The organism is Nonomuraea sp. H19 (assembly GCF_052068215.1).
In the GTDB taxonomy this organism is placed as follows: domain Bacteria; phylum Actinomycetota; class Actinomycetes; order Streptosporangiales; family Streptosporangiaceae; genus Nonomuraea.
Genome location: NZ_JBQHCV010000006.1, coordinates 227493 through 253311 on the forward strand (window position 1 = coordinate 227493; position 25819 = coordinate 253311).

At 71.5% G+C, this 25819-nt stretch carries 21 protein-coding genes and 1 pseudogene; 4 read left to right on the forward strand and 18 right to left on the reverse strand.

Annotation, left to right across the window (positions count from 1 at the left end; all coding sequences use genetic code 11):
• Positions 1-128: 128 nt before the first annotated feature.
• The 8 genes and pseudogenes from murC to ACTMTI_RS15190 form a co-directional block, all read right to left on the reverse strand.
• Positions 129-1526: a UDP-N-acetylmuramate--L-alanine ligase gene (gene murC / locus ACTMTI_RS15155; protein ID WP_441120941.1), complete on the reverse strand. Its 1398-nt coding sequence runs from the start codon at positions 1524-1526 to the stop codon at positions 129-131.
• On the reverse strand, positions 1523-2599 hold the full coding sequence (gene murG / locus ACTMTI_RS15160) for an undecaprenyldiphospho-muramoylpentapeptide beta-N-acetylglucosaminyltransferase (RefSeq protein WP_441120942.1): 1077 nt from the start codon (positions 2597-2599) through the stop codon (positions 1523-1525). The genes murC and murG overlap by 4 nt, the downstream gene beginning before the upstream one ends.
• 12 nt (positions 2600-2611) lie before the next feature.
• A complete protein-coding gene (gene ftsW, locus ACTMTI_RS15165; RefSeq protein WP_441120943.1) occupies positions 2612-3916 on the reverse strand; it encodes a putative lipid II flippase FtsW in 1305 nt (434 codons plus the stop codon).
• Positions 3900-5276, reverse strand: a complete 1377-nt coding sequence (gene murD / locus ACTMTI_RS15170; protein WP_441120944.1) for a UDP-N-acetylmuramoyl-L-alanine--D-glutamate ligase — start codon at positions 5274-5276, stop codon at positions 3900-3902. Before murD ends, ftsW begins: the two co-directional genes overlap by 17 nt.
• Positions 5273-6331, reverse strand: coding sequence for a phospho-N-acetylmuramoyl-pentapeptide-transferase (gene mraY / locus ACTMTI_RS15175; protein ID WP_441120945.1), 1059 nt, complete (start codon positions 6329-6331; stop codon positions 5273-5275). Before mraY ends, murD begins: the two co-directional genes overlap by 4 nt.
• A gap of 557 nt (positions 6332-6888) precedes the next feature.
• Positions 6889-8235: pseudogene (locus tag ACTMTI_RS15180) on the reverse strand (UDP-N-acetylmuramoyl-tripeptide--D-alanyl-D-alanine ligase); the annotation flags it as partial.
• Positions 8235-9764 carry a UDP-N-acetylmuramoyl-L-alanyl-D-glutamate--2,6-diaminopimelate ligase gene (locus ACTMTI_RS15185; protein WP_441120946.1) on the reverse strand — a complete coding sequence of 510 codons (1530 nt, stop codon included), beginning with the start codon at positions 9762-9764 and terminating at the stop codon, positions 8235-8237. The gene ACTMTI_RS15185 and the pseudogene ACTMTI_RS15180, both read right to left, overlap by 1 nt.
• Before the next feature lie 40 nt (positions 9765-9804).
• Positions 9805-11640, reverse strand: a complete 1836-nt coding sequence (locus ACTMTI_RS15190; RefSeq protein ID WP_441120947.1) for a peptidoglycan D,D-transpeptidase FtsI family protein — start codon at positions 11638-11640, stop codon at positions 9805-9807.
• 174 nt (positions 11641-11814) lie between these two features.
• Here ACTMTI_RS15190 and ACTMTI_RS15195 point away from each other — a divergent pair, with 174 nt between their 5' ends.
• Positions 11815-12693, forward strand: a complete 879-nt coding sequence (locus tag ACTMTI_RS15195) for a hypothetical protein (protein ID WP_441120948.1) — start codon at positions 11815-11817, stop codon at positions 12691-12693.
• A gap of 5 nt (positions 12694-12698) precedes the next feature.
• On the opposite strand, the gene ACTMTI_RS15200 is transcribed toward ACTMTI_RS15195, so the two are convergent.
• From ACTMTI_RS15200 to mraZ, 3 genes are all read right to left on the reverse strand, one after another.
• Positions 12699-13259, reverse strand: coding sequence for a hypothetical protein (locus ACTMTI_RS15200; RefSeq protein WP_441120949.1), 561 nt, complete (start codon positions 13257-13259; stop codon positions 12699-12701).
• Positions 13249-14214 carry a 16S rRNA (cytosine(1402)-N(4))-methyltransferase RsmH gene (gene rsmH, locus ACTMTI_RS15205; RefSeq protein ID WP_441120950.1) on the reverse strand — a complete coding sequence of 322 codons (966 nt, stop codon included), beginning with the start codon at positions 14212-14214 and terminating at the stop codon, positions 13249-13251. The genes ACTMTI_RS15200 and rsmH overlap by 11 nt, the downstream gene beginning before the upstream one ends.
• A 217-nt stretch (positions 14215-14431) precedes the next feature.
• Positions 14432-14863: a division/cell wall cluster transcriptional repressor MraZ gene (mraZ, locus tag ACTMTI_RS15210; RefSeq protein WP_441120951.1), complete on the reverse strand. Its 432-nt coding sequence runs from the start codon at positions 14861-14863 to the stop codon at positions 14432-14434.
• Between the two features lie 398 nt (positions 14864-15261).
• On the opposite strand from mraZ, the gene ACTMTI_RS15215 reads away from it, so the two are divergent.
• Genes ACTMTI_RS15215 through ACTMTI_RS15225 form a run of 3 tightly spaced genes read left to right on the forward strand, consistent with a single transcriptional unit; the run spans position 15262 to position 20053 of the window.
• The gene (locus tag ACTMTI_RS15215) at positions 15262-16311 is read left to right on the forward strand and encodes an AAA family ATPase (RefSeq protein WP_441120952.1); all 1050 of its coding nucleotides are present in this window, start codon (positions 15262-15264) and stop codon (positions 16309-16311) included.
• A complete protein-coding gene (locus tag ACTMTI_RS15220) occupies positions 16308-17570 on the forward strand; it encodes a DUF58 domain-containing protein (RefSeq protein ID WP_441120953.1) in 1263 nt (420 codons plus the stop codon). Before ACTMTI_RS15215 ends, ACTMTI_RS15220 begins: the two co-directional genes overlap by 4 nt.
• Complete coding sequence (locus ACTMTI_RS15225; protein WP_441120954.1) at positions 17567-20053, forward strand: transglutaminase family protein; 2487 nt, start codon at positions 17567-17569, stop codon at positions 20051-20053. The genes ACTMTI_RS15220 and ACTMTI_RS15225 overlap by 4 nt, the downstream gene beginning before the upstream one ends.
• Positions 20054-20261: 208 nt before the next feature.
• On the opposite strand, the gene ACTMTI_RS15230 is transcribed toward ACTMTI_RS15225, so the two are convergent.
• The 7 genes from ACTMTI_RS15230 to ACTMTI_RS15260 form a co-directional block, all read right to left on the reverse strand.
• On the reverse strand, positions 20262-20669 hold the full coding sequence (locus tag ACTMTI_RS15230; RefSeq protein WP_441120955.1) for a DUF3040 domain-containing protein: 408 nt from the start codon (positions 20667-20669) through the stop codon (positions 20262-20264).
• A gap of 229 nt (positions 20670-20898) precedes the next feature.
• A complete protein-coding gene (locus ACTMTI_RS15235; RefSeq protein WP_441120956.1) occupies positions 20899-22140 on the reverse strand; it encodes a DNA polymerase IV in 1242 nt (413 codons plus the stop codon).
• Between the two features lie 55 nt (positions 22141-22195).
• Entirely contained in the window at positions 22196-22915 is a 720-nt protein-coding gene (locus ACTMTI_RS15240; protein ID WP_441120958.1) for a methyltransferase domain-containing protein, read from the reverse strand.
• 298 nt (positions 22916-23213) lie between these two features.
• On the reverse strand, positions 23214-23552 hold the full coding sequence (locus tag ACTMTI_RS15245) for an MmcQ/YjbR family DNA-binding protein (protein WP_441120959.1): 339 nt from the start codon (positions 23550-23552) through the stop codon (positions 23214-23216).
• Between the two features lie 230 nt (positions 23553-23782).
• Positions 23783-24193, reverse strand: a complete 411-nt coding sequence (gene nusB / locus ACTMTI_RS15250) for a transcription antitermination factor NusB (protein ID WP_441120960.1) — start codon at positions 24191-24193, stop codon at positions 23783-23785.
• Between the two features lies 1 nt (position 24194).
• A complete protein-coding gene (efp, locus tag ACTMTI_RS15255; RefSeq protein WP_441120961.1) occupies positions 24195-24755 on the reverse strand; it encodes an elongation factor P in 561 nt (186 codons plus the stop codon).
• A 26-nt stretch (positions 24756-24781) separates the two neighbouring features.
• A complete protein-coding gene (locus ACTMTI_RS15260; RefSeq protein WP_441120962.1) occupies positions 24782-25819 on the reverse strand; it encodes a M24 family metallopeptidase in 1038 nt (345 codons plus the stop codon).

Sequence of the window (25819 nt, forward strand, 5' to 3'; positions counted from 1 at the left end):
CCCGATCGGCCCACTCCCCGACTGACGCGCGCGGACGGCGGGATGAGACTCCCCCACCGTCCAGGGATCCACCCGGACCTCAGCCCCCGGCGGCAGGACGGAGAATCTCCCGTCGTCAAGGTTCGCGATCAGGAAAGGCGGGCCACGATCTGCGGGCCGAGCTCCGTGACGTCGCCGGCGCCCATCGTGAGCACGATGTCGCCGGGCCGCGCCCGCTCGGCCACCATCGCGGGCACCGCGCGCCGGTCGGGCGCGTAGGCCACGCGTTCCGGCGGCAAGGGCACCCGCCCGGCCACCATCGCGCCGGACACGCCCGGCTCGGGGTCCTCGCGGGCCCCGTAGACGTCGAGCACGATGGCCTCGTCGGCCAGCCCGAGCGCCGCGCCGAACTCGTCGGCGAAGAACCTGGTGCGCGAGTAGAGGTGCGGCTGGAAGATCGCGATGACCCGGCCGGTGCCGGAGTAGGAGGCGACCACGTCGCGGGCGGCCCGCAGGTCGGCGGTCAGCTCGGTCGGGTGGTGGGCGTAGCTGTCGAACACCGCGACACCACCGGCCTCGCCCTTGGCCTCGAAGCGCCGCTTGGCCCCTGTGAAGGCCCCCAGGCCCTCCCTGATCTCCTCGAAGGGCAGCCCCAGCTCGTCGGCCACGGCGATCACCGCGGTGGCGTTGAGCGCGTTGTGCGCCCCGGGGACGGCCAGCCGTACGTCGCCCCTGCCGTCGATCTCGAACACGGTGCCGAACCCGTCGGGGCGTACGCCGCTCACGCGGTAGTCCTCGCCCTCGAGTCCGTACGTCTTGACGCGCAGCCCCCGCGCCCGCGCCTTGTCGGCCAGCTCGACCGCGCCGGGGTCGTCGGCGCACACGATCAGCAGCGTGCCGACCCGGTCGGCGAAGCGGGCGAAGCTGTCGTGCACGGCCCGCGGGTCGCCGTAGTTGTCGAGGTGGTCGGCCTCGACGTTGGTCACCACGGCGATGTCGGGAGCGAGCATGAGGAAGGACCCGTCGCTCTCGTCGGCCTCGGCCACGAACACCGTCCCGGCGCCGTCGTCGGCGCCGAGCCCCGTGGTGACGAGCTGGCCGCCCACGCAGTAGGACGGGTCGGCGCCGCACTTCTGCAGCGCCACGGTGAGCATCGAGGAGGTGGTGGTCTTGCCGTGGGTGCCGGCGATGGCCACGGCGGTGCGCCCGGCCATGACGGAGGCCAGCGCGGCGGCCCGCGGGATGATCCGCAGCCCCTGCTTGAGCGCCTCGCCCAGCTCGGGGTTGGAGTCGCGGATGGCGGTCGAGACGACCACGGTGTCGATGTCCCTGATGTGGGAGGCGGCATGGCCGATGTGGACGGTGGCGCCCAGCTCGCGCAGCTCGGTCACCTGCTCGGAGCTGCGCGCGTCGCTGCCCGTCACCCGCACGCCGCGTTTGAGCAGGATGCGGGCGATGCCGGACATCCCCGCGCCGCCGATGCCGATGAAATGCACCCGCCCCAGATCTGCTTCGGCGACGGGATCGACCAGCTTGACGAGGCTCATCGGGCTATCTCCAACACTTTCCTGGCCAGCATGATATCGGCGTCCTTGCGCCCCAGTCGGGAGGCGGCCTCCGACATATGGGCGACCCGCTCGGGGTCGTGAAGCATGGGCAGCACGTTATGGATGATCCAATCGGGTGACAGGTCGGAATCGTCGACCATCAGGCCGCCGCCGCCGCGCACGACGCGCTCGGCGTTGATGCGCTGCTCGCCGTTGCCGTACGGCAGCGGCACGTACGCCGCCGGCAGCCCGACCGCGGTCAGCTCGGCGCAGGTCAGCGCGCCGCTGCGGCACAGCGCCAGGTCGGCGGCCGCGTAGGCGAGGTCCATGCGGTCGACGTAGGGCAGCAGGACGTATTGCGGGTCGCCGGGCGGGGGCTCGCGGTCGACGGTGTTCTTCGGGCCGAGCACGTGCAGCACCTGCACGCCCGCGCGGCGCAGGGCGGGCGACGCGGCGAGCGCCGCCTGGTTGAGCGACCTGGCACCCTGCGAGCCGCCGAACACCAGCAGCGTGGGCCGGTCGTTCTCCAGCCCGAACCAGGAGCGGGCCTTGTCACCCATGGACAGCCGGTCGAGGTTGACGATGTCGCGGCGCAGCGGGGTGCCGATGAACTCGGCCTTGGGCAGCGTGGACTCGGGGAAGCCGGTGAACACGTGCTCGGTGAGCCGGGCGCCCAGCCGGTTGGCCAGTCCCGGGCGGGGATTGGCCTCGTGGACGACGATCGGCACACCGCGCCGCTTGGCCGCCAGGTAGGCGGGGGTCGCCACATAGCCGCCGAAGCCGACCAGGATGTCGGCCTTGACGCGGTCGAGGATGGCGGCCGTGGCGTTGATCGCCCCGGCGAGCCTGCCGGGAACGGTCAGCAGGCTCGGTGTGATCGCCCTCGGCAGCGGCACGGCGGGCACCAACTCCAGCTCGTAGCCCCTGGCGGGCACGAGCCGCGACTCCAAGCCGCGCTCGGTGCCCACGCAGGTGATGCCGACGCCCCGGTCAAGATGGCGTAGCGCATCCGCAAGGGCGAGCGCGGGCTCGATGTGCCCGGCCGTCCCCCCACCGGCGAGGACCACCCTCATCTCGGTCACTCCCTAACGTGTCACTCGGCCTTTGGTCGTACCTCCCAGGCCAAGCCAGCTTAGGGCCCGGGCGGCCGGTCCGGGGCCACGGGCTGCCAAGGCCTCCCGCGCGCCGGGCTCGCGTTTGGCGAACGACAGCAGCATGCCGAGCGCGGCGAGCGTGGGCAGCAACGCGGAACCGCCGTACGAGACCAGCGGCAGGGGGATGCCGGTGATCGGCAGCACACCGAGCACGGCCCCCATGTTGACCGTGGCCTGCCCGACGATCCAGGCCACCATCGCGGCGGCCGACAGCCTGATGAAGGCGTCGTTGACCCGCAGGGCCACGCGCAGTCCCGCGTAACCGAGGAGCCCGAACAGCGCCACGACCATCAGCGTGCCCATGAGCCCCAGCTCCTCGCCGAGGATGGCGAAGATGAAGTCGCTCTCACCGTGCGGCAGCCAGCTCCATTTCTGCCGGCTGGCGCCGAGCCCGAGCCCGAACCAGCCTCCAGAGCCCATCGCGATCTGCCCCTGCACGGCCTGGTATCCGCCGTTCTGGGCGTCGGCCCACGGGTTGAGGAAGGAAGAGATGCGCGCCATCCGGTACGGCTCCACCTTGATCATGATGGCCGCGGCCAGCACCGCCAGCGCCATGATGCCGCCGAACAGCTTGATCGGTGCCCCCACCACCCACAGCAGCGCCAGGAAGATCATGAACAGCACCAGCGTGGTGCCCAGGTCGCGGCCCAGCATGACGAGCACGGCCAGGATCGCGGTGCCCGGCATGAGCGGGATCAGCAGCTGCCGCCACTCGATCCGGCCCTGCCGCGCCCGCCTGGCCAGCAGGTCGGCGCCCCACAGCACGAGTCCGAGCTTGGCCGGCTCCGACGGCTGGATCGTCAGCCCGCCGGGCAGGTAGATCCACCTCTGCGCGCCCAGCTCGGATGAGCCGATGAACAGCACCATGACCAGCGCGATGATCGATATCACCATCAGCGGGTAGCCGACCCAGCGGAAGAACTTCACCGGCAGGCGCGAGCATACGTACATCACCAGCACGCCGACCGCGGCCGACAGCGACTGCTTGATGAACCACGAGAACGGGCTGCCGGTCTTCTGCAGCGCCTCGATGCTGGAGGCCGACAGCACCATCATCAGCCCGAGCGCGAGCAGCAGCGCGCTGCACATGATGATCAGGTAGTAGGTGGTCAGCGGCTTGCCGAGCAGCTCCCTCAGCGCGGCCAGCTGCTCACGGAACCAGCTTGCCGGCCTTTCCGTGGCGCTCGGCCGCGCGGGGGTGCCCGGCCGCGCGCGTTCCTCAGCGGTCGTGCTCACGTCGCGGCCTCAGCTCACGTACGGCGCGTGCGAAGGCCTCCCCCCGCGCCGGATAGTTGGCGAACATGTCGAGGGAGGCCCCCGCCGGGGAGAGCAGCACGGTGTCCCCTGGCGAGGCCAGCCGTGCGGCTTCGGTGACGACTCGGTCCATCGCACCAGTCTCCCGATCGGCGATGTCGACCACGGGGACATTCGGGGCGTGTCGCGCGATCGCTTCGGCGATCCTGGCCCGGTCGGCGCCGAGCAGCACCGCGCCCCGGAGTCTGGGAGCCGCCTGGCGTACCAGGTCGTCGACGTCGGCGCCCTTGAGCTGACCGCCCGCGATCCACACGATCGACGGGTACGACGCCAGCGCCGCGGCGGCGGCGTGCGGGTTGGTCGCCTTGGAGTCGTCGATGTAGTCGACCTCGCCGATCCGGTCGACGTGCGACAGGCGGTGCGGGTCGGGCACGAAGTCCCGCAGGCCCTGGCGTACCGCCTCGGAGGGGACGCCGAAGGAGCGGGCCAGGGCGGCGGCGGCCAGCGCGTTGGCCACGTTGTGCGGCGCGAGGGGCCGCACGTCCGCCAGCGTCGCCAGCTCCTCGGCCCCCTCATCGGGGTCGGCGACGAAGGCCCGGTCGACGAGCAGGTCCTCGACCAGGCCGATCTGCCCCCTCCCGGGCACCCGCAGGGTGAACCCGATCGCGCCCGGATAGGGCTCGGCGAGCCTGGTCGCCTCGGGGTCGTCGGCGTTGTAGATCACAATGCCGGCGCGCGCGTAGATGCGGCCCTTGGCGGCCGCGTAGGACTCCATGGAGCCGTGCCAGTCGAGGTGGTCGGGGGCGACGTTGAGTATCGCCGCCGCGTGGGGGGCCACGGTGCTGGACCAGTGGAGCTGGAAGCTGGACAGCTCGACGGCCAGCACGTCGTACGGCTCACCCACCGCGCTCACGATCGGCACGCCGACGTTGCCCACGGCCACGGCCTTGTGCCCGGCGGCGAGCAGGATCGAGGTGAGCATGCGCACGGCGGTGGTCTTGCCGTTGGTGCCGGTCAGCGCCAGCCACGGGGCGCCCTGCGGCGAGCGCAGCCGCCAGGCCAGCTCCACCTCGCCCACCACCTCGAGGCCGCTTGCGAGCGCCGCGGCGACCAGCGGATGGTGCGGCGCCCACCCGGTGGTGACCAGCCGCGTGGCCCCCTCCGGCAGCGCCATCCGGCCGAACCGCGTCTCGACGCCGAGCCGGGCCAGCTCCGCCGCGGCGGCGAGCTGCCGCTCCCCCTCCACGGCCTCCACGACCACGACCCGCTCGCCGCGCTCGGCCAGCACCCTGGCCACCGCGGTGCCGGAGACGCCGAGCCCGGCCACACAGGTGAAACTCATGGCCTGGGCATCCACTCGACGTAGAACAGTCCGATCCCGAGCGCCGCGCAGAGCAGCGCGACCAGCCAGAAGCGGACCACGATGGTGGTCTCCGCCCAGCCCTTCAGCTCGAAGTGGTGCTGCAGCGGCGCCATCCTGAACACCCGTTTGCGGGTCATCTTGAAGAACCCGACCTGGATGATCACCGACATCGTGATGATCACGCACAGCCCGGCGAGGATGATCAGCAGGAGCTGGGTACGGGTGGTGATGGCCAGCCCGGCCAGCACGCCGCCGAGCGCCAGCGAGCCGGTGTCGCCCATGAAGATCTTCGCGGGCGGGGCGTTCCACCACAGGAAACCGATCAGCGCCCCGAGCACGGCGGCCGCCACGACGGCCAGGTCGAGCGGATCTCGCACCCAGTAGCAGTTGGGGCCGAGCTGATCGATGCAGTTGTTGCGCAGCTGCCAGTTGCCGATCAGCACGTACGCGCCGAGCACGACCCCGGTCGCGCCGCTCGCCAGGCCGTCGAGCCCGTCGGTGAGGTTCACCGCGTTGGAGAACCCGACGATCATGATGAGCACCCAGATGGTGAACCCGACGAGGCCGATCGACGGGCCGATGTCGCGCAGGAACGACACGCGGGTCTCGGCGGGGGTGATGCCATAGACGTTGGGCTGGCGGACCACCAGGAACGCGAAGACCGCGCCGACGATGAGCTGCCCGAGCGCCTTGGCGCCGCTGCGCAGGCCGAGGCTGCGCTGCTTGTAGATCTTGATGAAGTCGTCGAGGAACCCGACCGCGCCGAGGCCCGTCATCAGGAACAGCACCAGCATGCCCGAGACGGTGGGCGGTGTGAGGGTGGCCAGATGGGAGGCGCCGTAGGCGAACAGCGCGGCCAGCACGAACACGGTGCCGCCCATGGTGGGCGTGCCCCGCTTGCCGTGGTGGGCCTGAACGCCCTCCTCGCGGATCTGCTGGCCGATGCCGCGCCGCGAGAACAGCCTGATCGCCAGCGGCGTGCCCAGCATCGAAAGGACGAGGCCGATGGCGCCGGCGATGACGATGTTGATCACTGGGCGGTACCTCCGAGCACGAGCTCCGCCGTGCGCTCCAGCCCCATCGCCCTCGGCCCCTTGATCAGCACCGCGTCACCGGGCCGCAACCACGCGGCCAGCTCGGCCGCCGCCGCCTCGGCATCGGGGACATGAACGATCCGCGTCGGCCCGCCAACGGGCGGCCCGCCGGCCACAGGCCCTTGCCACCCCTGCGGCACACGCCCCTGATCCGGCGCCTGCCAACCCTGCGGACCGCTACCGCCACCAGCCACCGGCCCGTGCCGACCCGGCTGCGGCGCACCCGCCTCCGGACCCGGTCCGTACCAGCCCTGCGGCGCTCCACTGTGCTCTGCGCCCTGCCGGCCGTGCGGCTCGCCCCCCTGATGTCCGGGCGCCTGCGCGCCGGGTGGTGCCATCGGCGACGGTCCCGCCGGCTGAGGACCGGAAGCCTGCTCCGGGCCGGCGACCTGTCCGCCAGTGGCCTGCGAGCCGGGGGCGGGGACCTGAGGACCGGAACCGGTGTCCTGAGCGCCGGAGCCAGGATCCTGCTGACCGGGGACCGAGCCGGGGCCGGGGACCGGAGAGCCGGGGACTGAGGTGCCGGGGGCGGGCTGGAGGGTCGGTGCGGATGCCTGAGCGGCCGTCTGAGCGGCCGTCTGAGGCGTGGGGGCGCTCCCGTGGGCGGCCGCCTGGGCCGCGGCGTGGGCGCCCTCCAGGACCGGGCCCGCATCCGGCCCGGCGACGATCAGCCCCGTCAGCCCGGCTGCGCCGGCCATCCGGCCCATCTCGGCGTTGAGCGCGGGCCCTTCGTCGCCCAGTTCCCGCAGGGCCGCGATGACGGCGAAGCGCCGCCGCCCCCGCCCCAGCACGTCGAACATCTCGAAGGCCGCCCGCATCGAGTCCGGATTGGCGTTGTACGCGTCGTTGACGATCGTCACCCCGTCGGCCCGGTCGGTGACCTCCATCCGCCACCGGCTGGCCGGTGTGGCCTCCGCCAGCTCCGCCGCGATGGTGGCGACGGGCAGCCCGAGCTCGTAGCCGGCCGCCGCGGCCGCCAGCGCGTTGTCGACCGCGTGCTCCCCGTACAGCTTGAGCGACACGTGCGCGGACCCCGACGGGGTGCACAACGTGAAGGAGGCGCGCCCGCGGGCGTCCACCACGACGTCCTCAGCCCGGATCGCCGCGTCCTCGCCCCTGCCGAAGTACGTGACCCGCGCGTCGGTGCGCGAGGCCATCTCCCGCACGTAGGGGTCGTCGGCGTTGAGCACGGCCACCCCGGAGCGCGGCAGCGCCTCGACGAGTTCGCCCTTGGCCTTGGCGATGGCCTCCTTGCCGCCGAACACCCCGAGGTGCGCGGTGCCGACGTTGAGCACGACGCCGATCCGCGGCGGCGCGATGCGGGTGAGGTCCTTGATGTGGCCGAGGTTGCGCGCGGCCAGCTCCAGCACCATGAACCGGGTGTCGGCGTCGGAGCGCAGCACCGTCAGCGGGTGGCCGAGCTCATTGTTGAAGCTGCCGACCGGAGCGATGGTGGGGCCGATCCGGCCGGTGAGCCGGGCCAGCAGGTCCTTGGTGCTGGTCTTGCCGGCCGAGCCGGTCACACCGATCACGGTGACGTGGGGCAGCGCGGCGACCTGGGCGGCGGCCAGCTCGGCCAGCGCGGCGGCGGCGTCAGGCACGATGATCGCCGGCACGTCGACCGGCCTGGTGGTCAAGACGGCGACGGCTCCGGCCCGGATCGCCTGCGCGGCGTAGTCGTGACCGTCGACCCGCGCGCCCCTCAAGGCGACGAACAGCGATCCCGGTTCTACGGCCCGCGAGTCGATCACGACGGGTCCGCGCACCACCGCGCGGGGATCGGCCATGCCCGACAGGGCGCCCGAGGTTATCTCGGCGATCCTGGCCAGAGGCAACGGGATCATTAGTGCTTCCTGCTTTCCTTGCGTGCATCGATCGCTTCGGCGACCACTTCGCGGTCGTCGAAGGGGATCACCTCGCCTGAAACGTACTGGCCCTGCTCGTGACCCTTGCCTGCCACGACGACCACGTCGCCGCGCCCGGCCCGGGCGATCGCCAGGCCGACGGCGGCCGCGCGGTCGGGCTCAATGATCACATGAGCGCGGTCGTGCTGCGGAACGCGGAGCGCGCCTTCCATCATCGTCGCGAGGATGGCCAGCGGATCCTCCGAACGGGGATTGTCACTGGTGAAAATGGCCACATCCGCCAGCTGTGCGGCGATCTCCCCCATGAGAGGCCTCTTGCCCTTGTCGCGGTCGCCACCGCAGCCGAGCACGATGGTGAGCGTGCCGGCGGTGACGGACCGCAGGGAGCGCAGCACCGATTCCACGGCGCCCGGTTTGTGGGAGTAGTCGACGATCGCCTGGAACTCGTCCTCTGCGCCGGTGATGCGCTGCATGCGCCCGGGCACGCCGGTGAGGGTGCCGACGCCGTGTACGGCGGCCTGCAGCGGCACTCCGGCCTCGACCAGGGTGACGATGGCGCCGAGCGCGTTGGCTACGTTGAACGGCCCCGGCAGCGAGATCTGCGCGTCGGCCTCGACGCCGCCCGGGCCGACCACCCGGAACGCGCTGCCGTCCGCGCCGAGCCTGACCTCCAGCGCCCGCCAGTCGGCCTCCGGATCGCCCAGCGCCGAGAACGTGGTCATCGGCACCTTCGCCAGGTCCAGCAGCTCGCGGCCGTAGCGGTCGTCGAGGTTGGTCACCCCGACGCGGCTCAGCTCCGGCTGGAACAGCCGCACCTTGGTCGCGAAGTAGTCCTCGAAGTCCTTGTGGAAGTCGAGGTGGTCCTGCGAGAGGTTGGTGAACAAGGCCACGTCGTAGTAGACGCCGTCGATCCTGCCGAGCGCGAGCGCGTGGCTGGAGACCTCCATGGCGGCCGCGCTGACGCCGTCCTCGCGCATCAGGGCGAACAGGCCGTGCAGGACCGGCGCCTCCGGGGTGGTGAGCGTCGGCTCGAAGCGCAGGTCACCCACGTGGATCTCGACACCGCCCACCAGGCCCGTGGTGTGCCCGGCGGCCCGCAGGCCCGCCTCGAGCATGAAGGTGGTGGTGGACTTGCCGCTGGTTCCGGTGACGCCGAGGATCTGGATGTCGTGTGCGGGCTGGCCGTACACCCAGGATGAGATCTGCCCGAGCAGGGCACGCGGGTCGGTGACGATCAGCACCGGCAGCCCGGTCGCGACGGCCGCGTCGCGACCGGCGCGGTCGGTGAGCACGGCCACCGCGCCGCCGGCCATCGCCTCGGCGGCGAAGGCGGCGCCGTGGACGCTGTTGCCGGGCAAGGCCACGTAGAGATCTCCGTGCCGGACGTTGCGGGAGTCGATGGTGACGCCGGTCAGGGCGGCATGGGGCGACCTCGACGTGCCTGAATCGGCGTCGAGCATGGTCGCGAGCCCGGTCAGTGGACGGGGCGGGCTGGTCGTGGGACGCATAGACGACGGGGGACGCACGGCGAGAGCGTACCTTCCCTGGTCACTGTCCGCTGCGCGTACGCACCGGAGGCGCGGCGGAGCCTGTGGGAGGAATCTTCTTGCTCTTGATGGCGAAGGTCATCACATCCTTGAACACGGGGGCCGCCAACTGCCCGCCGAAGTGGCCGTTCTTGGGGTTCTGCAGCACCGACAGCACTACCAGCCTGGGCTTGTCCGCAGGGCTGAACCCGACGAACGAGGCGGTGTAGCCGTCGTAGCGGCCGAGCTCCGCATCGTAGCGGTTGGCCGTGCCCGTCTTGCCCGCCACCCGATAGCCGGGAATGGCGGCGAGCTGCCCCGTGCCCTCCTCGCCGACCGCGCTCTCCAGCATCGTCGTGATCTCCTTGGCCGTCGTCTCGCTCACCACCCTGGTCTGCTTACCGGGAGGAGCGGCGACGAACCTGCCGGAGGAGTCCGTGGTGCCGGCGACGATCTGCGGCTCTATCTTGACGCCGCGGTTGGCGATGGTCTGGTAGACGCTGGCCATCTGCAGCGCCGTCACCGATACGCCCTGCCCGTAGGCGACAGTGCAGCTCTGGCTGCCCGACCACTTCTTGTAGTCGGGCAGCAGCCCGGCCTCCGCGCCCGGCACGCCGCCGCCCGGCACGGAGCCGAACCCGAACGTCTTCAGCATCTGGTAGAGGCGCTCGCTGCCGACCTTGCGCGCGGCCATGATCGTGGCCACGTTGCTGGACTGGGCCATGGCCTGGCGGAAGGTCATCGACTCGGGCTTGTGCGCGTGGGCGTCGTGCAGCACCTGGTCGGCGCACCTGATCCGGTCGGGCACCTGGAACACCGTGTCGGGGGTCACCATGCGGGCCTCGAGCGCCGCGGCCGCGGTGATCACCTTGTTGGTGCTGCCGGGCTCGAACACGTCGGCGGCGGCCTTGTTGATCTGGCTGGAGGCGGGGGCCTCGCGCCAGTTGTTCAGGTCGAGCTCGGGGGCGTTGGCCATGGCGATGATCTGGGCGGTCTGGACGTCCATGACGATCACGGTGCCGCTGTCGGCCCCGGCCTTGCGCACCTGCTCGCCGATCGACTTCTGGGCGGCCCACTGGATGTCGCGGTCGATGGTCAGCCGCACGTCCTGGCCGTTGACGGGGGCGGTGCGCTGGCTGCTGGTCATCGGGATGCGCTGGCCGTCGCGGCCGGTCTCCACGCGTTGCTTGCCGTCGCGGCCGCCCAGCAGCGTGTTCTTGGCCTCCTCCATGCCCGCCAGGCCCTTGCCCTCGAATCCGACGAACCCGACGAGACTGCCCGCCAGGTCGCCCGCCGGGTAGACCCGGCGGTAGGTCTTCTTGGCGTTGAGCGAGGGTATGTCGGCCTGGAGCAGGCGGGTGGCCACGACCGGGTCGACGTCCCTGGCCAGGAGCTGGTAGCGGGTGTCCGTCTTGGCCAGCTTGGCGGTGATCTCCTGCTCGTCCTTGCCGAGCTGCGTGGCCAGGATCTTGGCCGTCTTCGCGCGCTCGGCGAGCAGGATCTTCGTCGGGTCGATCGACAACTCGCGCGCCTCGACGGTCACGGCCAGCTCGTTGCCGTTGACGTCGGTGATCGAGCCGCGCTTGGCGGGGATGGTCTCGGTGTGCAGGCGCTGGTCGGCGGCGGCGGCCTCGTACACCTTGGAGTCGAGGCCCTGCATCTGGATCAGCCGCCCGGCGAAGATCGACAGCACGAACGTCATGCCGATCAGGCCGATGTTGACGCGCCTGCGCGGGCTGCCGAGCCGCAGCACCAGCGGCGGCTTGGGCGGGCGCGGCGGCGTGGGGGGCTTGCGCGGTCCTCTGGGTGGCGGCACGTCTCCGCCGCGGCGCGCCGCCACCCGCTCACGGCCCCGCACCGCCTCGGGCCGGGAACCTCCGGCCTGGGTACGGCGCAGCGGCCCGTCTTCCTGCCTGCCCCGGCTGCGCGGGTCGTCGTCCCGGCCGGTCCGGCTGCGCGGGTCGTCGTCCCGGCCGGTCCGGCTGCGCGGGTCGTCGTCCCGGCCTGCTCGGCTGCGCGGGTCGGTGCCCTGGTGCCGGAGGTCGTCGCGCCTGTCCTGATGGCGCGGGTCGCCGGCGACCGGGCGCGCGCGATCGCGGCGCGGCCGGGCGACGCCCGGTGCCGCGTCGGGCGGTGGGATCCTGTCCCCGCGGCCGCGTGCGCGGTCCTCGCGCCCCTGAACGCGCCCTTTGAGCCGGTCGTCCCCATCCCGCCCTTGGGAGGGGCGCCCGCGTGGACGATCGCCGTCGTCACGGCCCGGGACGACGCGCCCTCTGGTCCGCCCGTCTTCGCCGGGCGCTGGTACGGCGCGTCCCCTGGGACGGCCGCTCTCATCGGCCCGCGGGACCGCACGCCCTCTGGGACGGCCGCCTTCATCGGCCCGCGGGACCGCACGCCTCCTGGGACCGTCGTCTTCGTCGTCCCCCTGAGGGGAACGCCCCCGGCGGCGGCCGTCCCCGTCGCGGCCCCTCAGGCGGTCGTCCTCACCGCGTGGCCGCCGGCGCGCTCCCGCGTCCTCGTCTCCGCGCGGGCGGGCCCCTTCGTCCCTCGACCGGCCGCGCCGGCCCTCGTCCCGGGGACGCGCGCGATCGGCGTCATCCCGGCGCGCTCGGTCGGAGCCCCCCTGACGGCCGCGTTCGTCGTCGTCAGGGTCCCGCGGTGGCCGGCCCCGGAAGGCGTCGTCGCGGCCGAACGGCAGGTCGAGCGGGTCGGCCGGGGGTTTGCGCGGCTGGCGCGGCGGATTGTCAGGCTTGTCGGGCGACGCCGGGCGGCCCGCACCCTCGGAACGGGCAGAGCCCCCTTGGCGCCCTGGCCGCCCGGGTCCTCCCGGCGTACGTCGAGCGGCGCCGGGCCCTCCTTGAGAGCCGGCGCCGCCTGCGCCGCGGCCGGGACCCTGTCCCCTGCCGCCTGAGTCCCTCACCGCTCCGTGTCCGCCTGGCCGGCTTGGTCATCCGCGCTGTTCCAGGCGTTGACGCTGTCCCAGCGGGGTTGCTGCCCCTGCTGCTCGGCGAGCTCGGCGATGACGCCGGGCTGCGTCTTGCGCTGGTATTCCTGCTCGATCTGCTCCTTCTCCTGCTGCGCCACCGCGATCTCCTCGCGCAGGCTCGCGTCGGTGATGGTGTCCTTGGCGAGCATGGTGTTGAGCAGCAACAGGCTCACCAGCCCACCGGACATCAGCCCGACGACGAGCAGCACGAACGGCGCGCGCTGGCGGCGCGCGGGGCGCCGCCGCGGCACGGGACGGCGGGCCCGCGCGGACGACGCGTCGTCCGCGCCGAGCCGCTCGGCCGGCGCCGGCCGGGCCTCCGTGGCCGGGCGTGCGCCGGCCGCGGCCGGCCGCTTGCCGTCGAGGTCGGGGCGCGCGTCAGGACGGGGCCGCGGCTTGGGCTGGTGCGGCGCACCGTACCGGCGGGTGCCGGTCTTGGGCACCGCGCGGCGGACGGGCGTACCCCGGCCGGTCTCCTGCTCAGTCGTCAACACGGATCCTCTCTGCCGCCCGTAGCCGGGCCGAGGCCGCCCGCGGATTGCGGGCGAGCTCTTCTTCGCTCGGGAGCTCTGCTCCCCTCGTCAGGAGGCGGAACCTCGGCTGGTGAGCCGGCAGTGGGACGGGCAGCCCGGGGGGGCTGGTGTCCCTGGTTCGCGCCGTGAGGGCCTGCTTGGTAAGCCGGTCCTCGAGTGAGTGGTAGGAGAGCACGACGACTCGCCCACCCAGCACCAGCGCGTCGAGTGCCGCGGGGAGCGCCGCCTCCAGGGCGGACAGCTCCGCGTTCACCTCGATGCGTAGCGCCTGGAAAGTCCTCTTGGCGGGGTTGCCCCCGGTGCGCCGCGTGGCGGCGGGAATCGCCTCGCGAACGATGTCCGCGAGCCGCTTGGTCGAGGTTATTGGCTCTTTGGCCCGTTCCTTGATGATCAGCCCCGCGACACGCGGGGCGAATCTCTCCTCGCCGTAGTCGCGCAGAATGCGCGTCAGCTCGGCCGCGGAGTAGGTGTTGACCACCTTTTCGGCGGTCAGCTCCTGCTCCGTGTCCATGCGCATGTCGAGCGGCGCATCATAGGAATAGGCGAACCCGCGCCCGGCCTCGTCCAGCTGCGGCGAGGAGACCCCCAGGTCGAACAGCACTCCGTCGATCGTGGTGCGCCCTGCGCCGGCCAGCACCTCGGCCAGGTCGCCGGAGGAGGCGTGGACCAGGGTGATCCTGTCCGCGTACGGGCTCAGCCTGCGGGTCGAGAACTCGATCGCGAAAGGGTCGCGGTCGATCCCGATCAGGTGCAGCGCCGGGTAGGCGGCGAGCAGGGCCTCGGAGTGGCCGCCGAGACCGAGGTTGGCGTCGACGACGACCGGTGCGGGCCCGGACAGCGCGGGACCCAGCAGCTCCAGAACGCGCTCGAGCATCACCGGAACGTGACCGCCCGTGCCAACGTTGTCGTCCATCTCCAACCCCCCTCTCGCGTCCTGCTCGCGGATGACGCGTATAGCCGATCGCCGGTCCTTCCTGGGTCCCCACCCGGCGCCGCCCGGCCAGGTCCCCATCCGCACCCTCTTCGTGGACGCCTGCCATCTGACACCGGGGAAGGTGCATCAGCTGGCGGGCAGTGGTTGCGGGTGGAGACCTCGCCGAACGACATCACCGACGGATCGACCGTGGTCACTACAAGATCCCTGGCAGCACCTCCTCCGACAACTCGGCGAACGCCTGCTCCTGCGCGCTGAGATAGGTGTCCCAGGCCTGCGAGTCCCAGATCTCCAACCGGGTGTTGGCCCCGATGACGACGCAGTCACGCTCCAGGCCGGCGTACTGGCGCAGGCTCTGCGGGATCGTGATGCGCCCTTGCTTGTCTGGCTTCTCGTCGGACGCGCTGGCGAAGAAGACGCGGCTGTAGTCACGCACCGCCTTGGCGGTGACCGGGGCGGTGCTGAGAGCCTCGGTAATGCGCTGGAACTCCTCCACAGGAAAGACGTAGAGGCATCGCTCCTGGCCTTTGGTGATCACAAGACCCTCCGCCAGCTCCTCACGGTACTTAGCCGGCAGGAACAGCCGTCCCTTGTCGTCCAGACGCGGTTGATGGGTGCCGAGGAACATCGGCCCCACCTCCCGTGCCTCGTGAAGCGCTCAGCGCTGGCGCACCGGGCCCTCCACTGCGCACCACCATACTCCACTTCTCCCCACCGTCAACTGATTCGAACCGTCTTCATCATCAGTTTCCGTTGCGTTACCGCAGGTCAGAGCGATGGAGCAGGGTGGAGGGCGGCGCGGGCCCGGTCAACCCTCATGGGCGTGTCGAGGGTTCAAAAGAGCGCCGGAATACGGGCTCGGGCGCTTCAGGAAGGTCCCCGTGGAGGAAAGTGGAGCGGCGGGCGGGGGTGACCTGTCACTGGATTCGCACGGTCATGCCACAAGAACGGGAACATCGCCCAGGTTCGCTGGAATATCCACAAATGTCGCTCCAGAACCCACAGCGTCGTAGGGTCGTACACACAATGGAAAAGGAATGGCATGGCTCCCGCATTGGCACCGTACGGGACGGCCGTCGCACTTCTCATGGAGGCCTGGTGGCAGTAACCCATGACGTCCCTCCCCAGCTCGACGAGCTGGTCACCACTGCCCACCGGATTGGGCAGGCCATCGAATCGGTGATCGAGGGCAAGAGCGACGCCGTCCGCCTCACGCTCACCGTCTTGCTCGCCGAGGGCCACCTCCTGATCGAGGACGTCCCGGGAGTCGGCAAGACCATGCTGGCCAAGGCGCTGGCGCGATCCATCGACTGTCCCGTCCGCCGGGTGCAGTTCACCCCCGACCTCCTGCCCAGCGACATCACCGGAGTGAGCGCGTACAACCAGCAGACCCGGGAGTTCGAGTTCAAGCCGGGTCCGGTGTTCGCCAACATCGTGGTGGGCGACGAGATCAACCGTGCCTCTCCCAAGACGCAGTCCGCGCTGCTGGAGTGCATGGAGGAGCACCAGGTGACGGTGGACGGGGTGACGTACCAGCTCGACGCGCCCTTCATGGTGATCGCCACCCAGAACCCCATCGAGATGGAGGGCACCTATCCCCTCCCCGAGGCGCAGCGCGACCGCTTCACCGCCAGGGTCGCGATGGGCTACCCGGAGCCGACCGCCGAGCTGGAGATGCTCGACGTGCACGGCGGCACCTCTCCGCTGGACAAGCTGGAGCCGGTGGCGACCACGTCGGAGGTGCGCGCGCTGATCGAGGCGGTACGCGGCGTCTACGTCTCGCAGGCGGTCAAGAAGTACGCCATCGACCTGGTCGTGGCCACCCGCCACTCCCCCGACCTGCGGCTGGGCGCCTCGCCGCGGTCCACGCTGCAACTGGTCAGGGCGGCCAGGGCGCACGCGGCGCTCGCCGGGCGCGACTACGTCATCCCGGACGACCTGCAGGACCTGGCCATTCCCGTGCTGGCGCACCGGCTGCTGCCCAGCATCGAGGCCCAGGGTCAGCGCCGGCTGCCCGAACAGGTGGTGACGGACCTGATCAGGCGCGTGCCGGTGCCGGAGACGCGAGCGTCGTGAGGGCCGGACTGCGGGCGCTGACCTCAAGAGGCAGATCGTTCCTGGCTTCCGGGATCGCGGCGCTGCTGATGGCCGTCATCCTCGGCGAGAACGATCTGTTCAGGATCGGGGTGCTGGTGACGGCGCTGCCGCTGCTGGCCGCGCTGGTGGTGGCGCGCACCCGCTACCGGCTGAGCTGCGCCAGGCGTCTGGACCCGGCCAGAGCCGAGGTGGGTGGCGAGGCCACCGTGACCCTGCGGCTGGAGAACGTCACCAGGCTGCCGACCGGGCTGCTGCTCATCGAGGACACCGTGCCGTACGCGCTGGGCGTGCGACCGAGGTTCGTGCTCGACCGGGTGGAGCCGCGGGGCGTGCGCGAGATCGACTACCGGGTGCGCTCGGACCTGCGGGGCCGCTACACGATCGGCCCGCTGTCGATCCGCATCGCCGACCCGTTCGGGCTGGTGGAGCTGACCCGCTCGTTCACGATCAGCGACACGCTCGTGGTGACGCCGCACGTCGCGGCGCTGCCGCATGTACGGCTGTCCGGGGAGTGGACGGGCGGCGGCGACAGCCGTACCAGGAGCGTGGCGGCGGCGGGCGACGACGACGTGGCACCGCGCGAATACCGGCAGGGCGACGACCTGCGGCGGGTGCACTGGCGTTCGACGGCCCGCCACGGCGAGCTGATGGTGCGCCGCGAGGAGCAGCAGTGGCAGAGCCGCGGCGCGCTCCTGCTGGACACGCGCAGATACGCGCACCGCGGCGAGGGGCCGCGCTCGTCGTTCGAGGTGGCGGTCTCGGCCGCGGCCTCGATCGGGGTGCACCTCGCCCATGAGGGCCTGGGCCTGCGGCTGGTGACCGACCAGGGGGCGGAGCACCTGACGGACACGGGCCTGAGCTGGTCGCTGCTCGACACGCTCGCCGTGGTGCGGCACAGCCCGGCCCGGTCGCTGGAGATGGGTGTGTCCGCCCTTCGCCAGGGCGGCGGCGACGGGCTGATCGTGGCCGTACTGGGCGCGCTCGACCCGGAGGAGGCAAGGGATCTGGCCAGGTTGCGGCACAGCGGCATCACCGCGGTCGCGGTCCTGCTCGACGTGGGCACGTGGGACGGCGGCGGCCCGGAATCGACGGAGGATTACCAGGCCGTGCAGACCGTGCTGGCCGGGTACGGCTGGCGCATCGTACGGCTGCCCGCGGGCACCTCGATCGCGTCGGTCTGGCAGGACGCCGCGGGCCGCGGCAGGTACACGCTCAATCCCGCGGGAGGTGCGGCATGAGATTGACGACGGCTTCGGGAGTGGCCGCGTTCGCCGCGGCGGTGCTGCTCTATCCGCTCTTCCAGGGCGGGACCTGGTTGTGGTCGGTGCTGGGCGCGGCGCTCACCGTGGTGGCGGCCGGCCTGGTGAGCAGCCGCCTGTCGCTGCCCGCGTGGGCCGCGACGCTGCTGGGAGTGGCCGCGACGTGGATCTACCTGACCGCGTCGTTCGCCGCGGACAAGGCGTGGGCGCTGCTGGTGCCGACCAAGGGCTCGGTGGCGGAGCTGGGCCGGCTGCTGGGCGTCGGCTGGGACGACATCCAGCGGTTCGCCGCGCCGGTGCCCACGACGCAGGGCATCACGCTGCTGACGGCGGGCGGCGTGGCGCTCATCGCGATCGCCGTGGACCTGTTCGCGGCACGGCTGCGGCGGGCGGCGCTGGCCGGGCTGCCGCTGCTGGCGCTGGCCACGGTCCCGGCGACGATCCTGCCCGACCCGATCAGCTGGCCGGCGTTCATCATCGCCGCGCTCGGCTTCGTCAGCCTGCTGATCGCCGACGGGCGCGAGCGGGTGGGCCACTGGGGCCGCGCGGTGCTGGTGCGCAGGACCCGCGTGGCGGCGGTGCCTGCTCATAAGGGGCCTTCTCATAAGGGACCGTCTGACAAGGGGCCGTCCGCGAGCACCCCGCGCGCCTCCGCGGACACCAGCGGCCTGCGGCTGTCCGGCAAGCGCATCGGGTTCGCCGCGGTCGCGCTGGCCGTGCTGGTGCCGGCGCTGCTGCCGGCGATGGAGCCGGTGTCGTTCTTCCAGTTCGGCGTGGGCGGCAGCGGCACGGGCGGGGGCAACTCGATCAGCATCCCCAACCCGGTCGCGAACCTTAAGGGCCAGCTGGAACTGCCCGAGCGGCGGGTGGTGCTCACCTACACCAACAACGACGACAAGCCGCGCTACCTGCGGATCTACGCGCTGGACAAGTTCGACGGCCAGCAGTTCGACATGACCCAGCCGAAGGGGACCCCGCAGAACAGGACGGACAACGGACCGCTGCCCGCCCCCGCCGGGCTCAGCCCGCAAACGAAGATCAACAGTGTGGTCACCAACGTGCAGATCAGCGATGAGGTCGCGCGACTGGTTTTCCTGCCGCTGCCGTACCCCGCCAGGGAGATCCGGGTGGACGGCGACTGGCGCGCCGACGCCGACACGCTGATGGTCTTCTCCACCCGCGACAAGGCGGCCGGGCTGGACTACGAGGTGGCGACCAGCGAGCCCGAACCGACCCCCGAGTTGCTGGAGTCGCTCAACGCCGGCCAGCCGGCGGTGGACCAGCGCTACACCAGGCTGCCGGAGAACCTGCCGCCCGAGATCTACGAGCTGGCCGACCGGGTGACCGCGGACGCCACGTCGCCCTACGAGCGGGCGGTGAAGCTGCAGCAGTTCTTCACCAAGGACGGCGGCTTCACCTACACCCTGCGCACGCAGGGACACAGCAACTCGGCCCTGCGGGACTTCCTGCTGCGTGACCGGGCGGGCTACTGCGAGCAGTTCGCCTCGTCGATGGCGGTGCTGGCCAGGATCGTGGGCATCCCGGCGCGGGTGGCGATCGGCTACACCGGCGGCACGAAGGTCGGCAACCAGTGGCAGGTCGGCACGAACGACTCCCATTCCTGGCCGGAGCTCTACTTCGAGGGCGTGGGCTGGCTGCCGTTCGAGCCGACTCCCGCGGGGTCGCTCGGTCAGGGCAGCGCGCGGGTGCCGGCGTACACGCAGCCGCAACCCCGCGCCACGGGCGAGGCTTCGACGCCGACTCCCGGAGCCACCAGCTCCTCCAGCGACGAGCCGGTGGACCCGCAGGAGCGGCCGAACCCGCGCGCGCTCGACCGGGAGAGCCAGCTCATCCCCGGCGCGCTGCCCCCGGACGACTCGATGCCGCTGATCGGCCAGATCGGCATCGGCGCCGGTGCGCTGCTGCTGCTCCTGCTGATCCCCGCCGGCGTGCGGCTGATCACCAGGAACCGGCGCGTGCGCACCCTGGGCTGGAAGGTGTCGCAACCGTCGGACGAGCTGACCGCGAGGATGGTGTCGGGCGACGGCGCGGCCGGGCGGCATCCGTCGGTGGCCGCGGCCTGGGCGGAGCTGGACGACATCCTGTACGACTACGGCATGGCCCGCCACACCAGCGAGACCCCGCGGGCGCTCGCGCGGCGGCTGACCCAGCAGTACGAGTTCGACGCCGCGTCGGCGGCGGCCATCACCGCCATCGCCTCGGCGGTCGAGCGCGTGCTGTTCGCCAGGGACCCGGGCCGGATCGGGCCCATGAAAAAGGACCTGCGCACGGTGCGGCAGGCCCTGGCGGCCACTGTGTCACGCGGGAGACGGCTGCGCGCGGTGCTGCTGCCCCCATCGACGCTGCGGCGGCTGCGCGGCCTGGGCGAGCGCCTGCTCGACGGGTTCGACCTGCTGGAGAACATCAGGTTGCGGCGGACGGCAGCCCAGAAGGGCTCCTGAGGCCGGACCGACCAAGCGTGCGGCCGTTCCCCGGAGGGAACGGCCGCATGCTCTGGCGTCTCTAGACCGGTGACCGACGGCCCGGTGACCCCTGGTGACCCGATGGCCCGGCGTCTTCCCGGTCCGGCCCGGCGGCCCGCGCCGGGCTGCCGTCCGGGCGGCGGGTTGCCGGAGTCGGTCGTTGCCGGTTTGGCTATCGGCCGACCGCTCAGCGCTCGTCGTGACGACGGCGCCAGCGCTCTTCCATGCGCTCCATGAAACCGCCCCGGTTGCCCCGGCGGGCCTGCTTGCCCGGTGGGACGCCCGTGCCGGCGGCCGGAGTGGAGTCACCGAACCCGTTCATGCGTTTCCAGCTGGACAGGCCCCACAAACACGCGGCGAGCATGACCACGAAACCGCCGACGCCGAGCGGGATCAGGGCACTGCCACTCATCACGACGCCGACCATCATGATGACGACGCCTAGAGCAAAGCCAATCGAGGCTTTGATCAGGCGACGCTTGTAATGACTGCGCGGATCACTGATCCTTACGGTGTTGGCCCACTTCGGGTCCTCGGCGTAGAGGGCCTGCTCGATCTGGTCGAGCAAGCGCTGCTCGTGCTCAGAGAGCGGCACGGCGCCTCCCAAGGACGGCCCCAGGACGGGGAAGACGGCAACGGACGACACGGGGTGTCCGGACCTCGCGGTCGGTTATCCCCAGAATACGAGGCTGTAGACGTAGGCGAAAGCAAACGTCCAACGCAGACCAAACCGGAGGTGACGTCATCCCTCCATTGTGGCCCATCTCGCCCCCCTTCCCCCAAAAATCGTGACACCGACGCACCACAAAGTACGGACATCGGGTTCATGTCCCTATTTCATCAAGCTTGCCACGTACAAGCGATGCTGGGACCACCGCATCGGGACCGAATCTCCGGATCGCCTTGTCCATGGCCTGCTCGGCCTCACGCCAACCGGTCTCCCGCTCACCCAAACCGAGCTGCCAGGCGGCCTCATCAGCAGGACGCAGATTTTCCATCCTGACGCCTACCAGGCGCAACCGCACCCGTTGGAGGCCGGCGGCCTGGAACAGCTCGCAGGCGGTGGCGTAAATCACTTGAGCCACGTCGGTCGGCTCGCGCAGCGTGCGCGAGCGGTTGATCGTCGTGAAATCGGCTCGGCGTAGCTTCACACTTACAGTTCTTCCCACGTGTCCGCCCTTACGCATCCTGGCGGCCACCCGCTCGGACAGGCGCAGCAGCTCGCGCCTGATCACCTCGGGGTCGTCGACGTCCGCCGCGAACGTCTCCTCGTTGCCGATGCTCTTGTCGGGCGCGTGGGCGCTCACGGGCCGCTCGTCCCGCCCCCAGGCCAGCGCCGCGAGGTGGCCGCCGACGGCCTGTCCCAGCTCGCGTTGAAGGGTGCCGGAAGGCACTCTGGCCAGGTCTCCGACGGTGCGGATGCCGAGGCGTACGAGGGACTGCTCGGTGCGCTCGCCGACGCCCCACAGGGCCGACACGGGCAGCGGGTGGAGGAACTCCACCACCTCGCCGGCGGGCACGACCAGCAGCCCGTCCGGCTTGCACTGCTTGGAGGCGAGCTTGGCGACGAATTTGCTGCTGGCCACGCCCACGGAGCAGGTGATGCCGAAGCGGTCGAGGACCTGCTCCCTGATCATGGCGGCGACGGCGGCGGGCGAGCCGAGCCGGCGCCTGGCGCCGCCGACATCGAGGAACGCCTCGTCGGACGCGATGGGCTCGACCAGCGGGGTGATCGAGTGGAAGATCTCCATGACGCCCTTGGAGACCTCGGAGTATTTGCCGTGGCTGGGCGGGATGATCACGGCCTGCGGGCACAGCCGGCGGGCCCTGCCCATCGGCATCGCCGAGTGCACCCCGAACGCCCTGGCCTCGTAGGTGGCGCTGAGCACGACCCCGCGCCCGGCGGTCGAGCCCACGATCATCGGGCGGCCGCGCAGCTCCGGGCGGTCGAGCAGCTCGACGCTGGCGAAGAAGGCGTCCATGTCGACGTGCAGGATCGGGCAGCCGCTGTCGTCGGCCCCGGTGCGCGGAGCGGGGCCGATGCCGGTGATCTGCTTACGGGACACGCAACCGATTCTATCCGAACGCGATTTCGATAAGGAGTGGCTGGGCCATCGATTCTCAGGCCCTGTGTCCGAGGACGTGCAGCTGCGTGGCGATGTCCCGCAGCATCGGATGGGTCGAGGCGGCCTGCTCCAGCGCCACGAGGGCATCGGCCGCGCCCGGCTCCCCGTCGACGAGCCTGCTCGGCACCAGGTCGGCGAAGACGCGCACCCCGTGAACGGCGCCGACGGCGAACCCGGTCGCGCTCAGCAGCTCGACCAGCGTGTCAGCGGTGAAGCGCCGGGGCGTGGGGTCGCGGTCGCCCCAGCTCCCCCCGGGATCGTCGAGCACCGCCCGCGCCTCGTCGAAGTGGCCCACGAGCGCCCGGTGGATGGCGCTGGCGACCGGATTGGCGGCCAGCACGCTCACGGCGCCGCCCCGGCGGAGCACGCCCGCGACGGCGGTCAGCGCGCTGATCGGGTCCTCGACGTATTCCAGCACGCTGTGGCACAGCACCAGGTCGGCGCTGTCGCGGCTGAGCAGCTCGCCCAGGTCGGCGGCGTCGCCCTGCAGGGCGCTGACGCCCACTCCCTTCTCCTTGGCCCGGCGCTCGAGCGCGGCCAGCGAGTCGGGGCTGGGATCGACGACGGTGACAGTGTGGCCGAGCGCGGCCAGCGGCACGGCGAACCCGCCGGTGCCGCCGCCGGCGTCGACGATGTCGAGCGTGCCGCGGCCCGTGGCCGCCGTCCGCTCGGCCAGCACCGACCGCAGCGCGTCCCAGACGACGGCGGTCCGCACCGCCGGGGTCCTCGTGACGCCTTCAGCACGCAACGTCGGCTCGCCTCCCTCTTCCCGCGAACCGCTGTGTTCGCGTACGGCTCTTCGCGGACGGGCCCCAGCCTACGCCGTGCGCGAGATCGTCCGCTCCCCGCCGCCGGTACCCGCTCACCACGCCCGGCCGCGGCTGTGCGCCGATCATGCCCCATGGGCCGCTCCCGGCGCGTCCGCCGCGCGAAGCGGGCCCCCTCGCCGCGCGCGTCCGCTGCGGCCCGCTGACGTAGAACGCGTTCCCCGCCGCCGGGCGTGCGCCGTCCCGTCAGCCGTCGTAGCCGGCCGCGACTCTCTTCGGGGCGCGCAGCCGCCAGGCCTCCGTGAGCAGCTCGCGCATCTCCCCGGCATCCACCGCGCCGAACCGTACGAGCACGCTGGCGTGTCCGTCGTAGTGCGGGGTCGTGAAGAACTTGGCGGGCTCGGCCGCGATGAGCCCGGCCTTCTCCTCCTCGGTCGCCACCGGCAGCACCAGCACGTCGCCGTCTTCCTTGACCCTGGCGAACCACTTGCCCCGCACGTAGAAGGCGGGGGTGCCGTACATGCTCTTCTCGCCGGTCTCGGGCAACGCCAGCGCGATCCGGCGGATGTCGTCTTCGGTCACCATGCACCCGATGCTCACACAAAACCAGAAAAGGGCGCGTCGCGGCTGGTGACGCGCCACTTCTCCGAACGGGCGCGGGTCCGGTCGCGGGCCACCCGGTCAGGCTCCGCCGTGCAGGCGGTGCGAGGCCTGACCGCGCGGCGGTAGACGTCCCTCGCCTCGCGAGCCGTTACAGGCCGGCGTGGTTGGAACGTACCCCGAATACGCGGCTATGGCCCCGCCCAAAAGGGTGTCTAAAGGGTGAGGCTTGGCTTGAGTTGCTTGAACCGGGCCAGCAGCCCGTTGATGAACTGGGGCGACTCGTCTGTGGAGAGCTCTCCCGCCAGGTGCACCCACTCGCTGATGACCACGCCCTCGGGCACGCCGGGCATCCACAACAGCTCGTACGTGCCGCCGCGCAGCAGGTTTCGGTCGACCGCGGGCATGCGGTCGAGCGTCCAGCCCTCGGCGTAGGTGGTGATCAGCTCGTCGATGCGCACGTTGTGCCTGGCGACGCCCTCGACGATGGTCGAGGTGTATTCGTTCACCGGGGGCTCCTGCCGCTCCACCCGCTCGGCGAGGATCTTCAGCGGATCCTCGCTGCGCAACTCGGCCTCGAAGAGGATGTCGAGGGCTCGCCTGCGCGCTTTGCCGCGTGCCGACACCTCAGGCCCGGCCGAGGTATTCGCCGCTGCGGGTGTCGACCTTGACCTTTTCACCGGTGGTGATGAACAGCGGGACCTTGATCTCGGCGCCCGTCTCCAGCGTGGCGGGCTTGGTGCCGCCGGTGGAGCGGTCGCCCTGCAGGCCCGGCTCGGTGTTGGCGATGGTCAGCTCGACGGCCGCGGGCAGGTCCACGTAGAGCGCGGCGCCCTCGTTGAAGGCCACCGTGGCGAGGGTGTTCTCCAGCATGTAGTTGGCGGCGGTGCCGACGGTCGTGCTGGAGACGTTGACCATGTCGTAGGTCTCGGTGTCCATGAAGACGAAGTCGTCGCCGTCCTTGTAGGAATATTGCATCTCGCGCTTGTCGACGTTGGCCACGTCGACCTTGACACCGGCGTTGAAGGTCTTGTCGACGACCTTGCCGGAGAGCACGTTCTTGAGCTTGGTCCGCACGAACGCGCCGCCCTTGCCCGGCTTGACGTGCTGGAACTCCACAACGGCCCAGAGCTCACCGCCGTCGAGCTTCAGCACCATGCCGTTCTTGAGGTCGTTGGTCGTCGCCACTCGTTCTTCTCCCGCGTGTGGCCGCTCTAAAGGACGAGCAGCTCCTTGGTCGTCTTGGTGAAAAGTTCCGGCCCGCCCTCGCGTGTCACGAGGGTGTCCTCGATGCGAACCCCTCCTCGGCCCGGAAGGTAGACCCCAGGCTCGACGGTGATCGGAACTCGATCCTCTAGTCTACCGGTCCGCGAGGGGCCCAGGAACGGCTCCTCGTGGATCTCCAGGCCGACCCCGTGCCCCAGGCCGTGCCGGAAGCGGGCGCCGTAGCCCGCGTCCTCGATGACGGAGCGGGCCGCCGCGTCCACGGCGTCGGCCCCGGCGCCCGGGGCGAGCGCGTGCCTGCCCGCGCGTTGTGCCGCTGCGACCAGGTCGTACACCTCGCGCTGCCAGGCGGCGGGCGGGCCGAGGCAGACCGTCCTGGTCATGTCGGCGTGGTAGCCGTGGTAGCGGGCGCCGAAGTCCATGGTCACCAGGTCGCCGGCGCGCAACTCCCGGCCGGTGGGGGCGTGGTGCGGGATCGCGCCGTTCTCGCCGGCGGCCACGATCGTGTCGAACGCGGGCTTGTCGGCGCCCAGCTCCGTCATGCGGTTGTCGAGGAGGCGGGCGAGGTCGCGCTCGGTCATGCCGGGCACGATCTTCCGTGAGATGTCGGCGAACGCCTGGTCGGTGATCTCGCAGGCGGTACGGAGCAGCTCCAGCTCGCCCTCGTCCTTGACCATCCGCAGCGTCTCCACCACCGGCCCGAGCGGCACCAGCCCCTCGGCCAGCCCCCGGAAGGTGGCCACGCTCATGCTCGCCGCCTCGATGCCCACGCCCGGCTCGGCCAGCCTGCCCGCCACGTCCGGTGCCTCGACCGACGGCACGTCCAGCGTGCGCGCCATGTCGATGTAGCGGTTGTCGGTGGCCAGCAGCGCCGAGCCGTCGGCCCTGACCAGGACGGCGGCGTTCGAGCTGGCCAGCCCGGTGAGATAGCGCACGTTGACGGGGGAGGTGACGAGCAGGGCGGAGACCTCGTGAGCCGGGAGCAGCTCGGCGAGCCGCGCCCGGCGCGCCGGATAGTCGACGGTCAT

Bases quoted from the DNA above. Each gene is read 5' to 3' on its own strand.
- ACTMTI_RS15185 (WP_441120946.1), bottom strand. From the start codon at position 9,764: ATGCGTCCCACGACCAGCCCGCCCCGTCCACTGACCGGGCTCGCGACC.
- murD (WP_441120944.1), bottom strand. From the start codon at position 5,276: ATGAGTTTCACCTGTGTGGCCGGGCTCGGCGTCTCCGGCACCGCGGTG.
- ACTMTI_RS15215 (WP_441120952.1), top strand. From the start codon at position 15,262: ATGGAAAAGGAATGGCATGGCTCCCGCATTGGCACCGTACGGGACGGC.
- ACTMTI_RS15260 (WP_441120962.1), bottom strand. From the start codon at position 25,819: ATGACCGTCGACTATCCGGCGCGCCGGGCGCGGCTCGCCGAGCTGCTC.
- ACTMTI_RS15225 (WP_441120954.1), top strand. From the start codon at position 17,567: ATGAGATTGACGACGGCTTCGGGAGTGGCCGCGTTCGCCGCGGCGGTG.
- mraZ (WP_441120951.1), bottom strand. From the start codon at position 14,863: ATGTTCCTCGGCACCCATCAACCGCGTCTGGACGACAAGGGACGGCTG.
- ACTMTI_RS15245 (WP_441120959.1), bottom strand. From the start codon at position 23,552: ATGGTGACCGAAGACGACATCCGCCGGATCGCGCTGGCGTTGCCCGAG.
- murC (WP_441120941.1), bottom strand. From the start codon at position 1,526: ATGAGCCTCGTCAAGCTGGTCGATCCCGTCGCCGAAGCAGATCTGGGG.
- rsmH (WP_441120950.1), bottom strand. From the start codon at position 14,214: ATGGACGACAACGTTGGCACGGGCGGTCACGTTCCGGTGATGCTCGAG.
- murG (WP_441120942.1), bottom strand. From the start codon at position 2,599: ATGAGGGTGGTCCTCGCCGGTGGGGGGACGGCCGGGCACATCGAGCCC.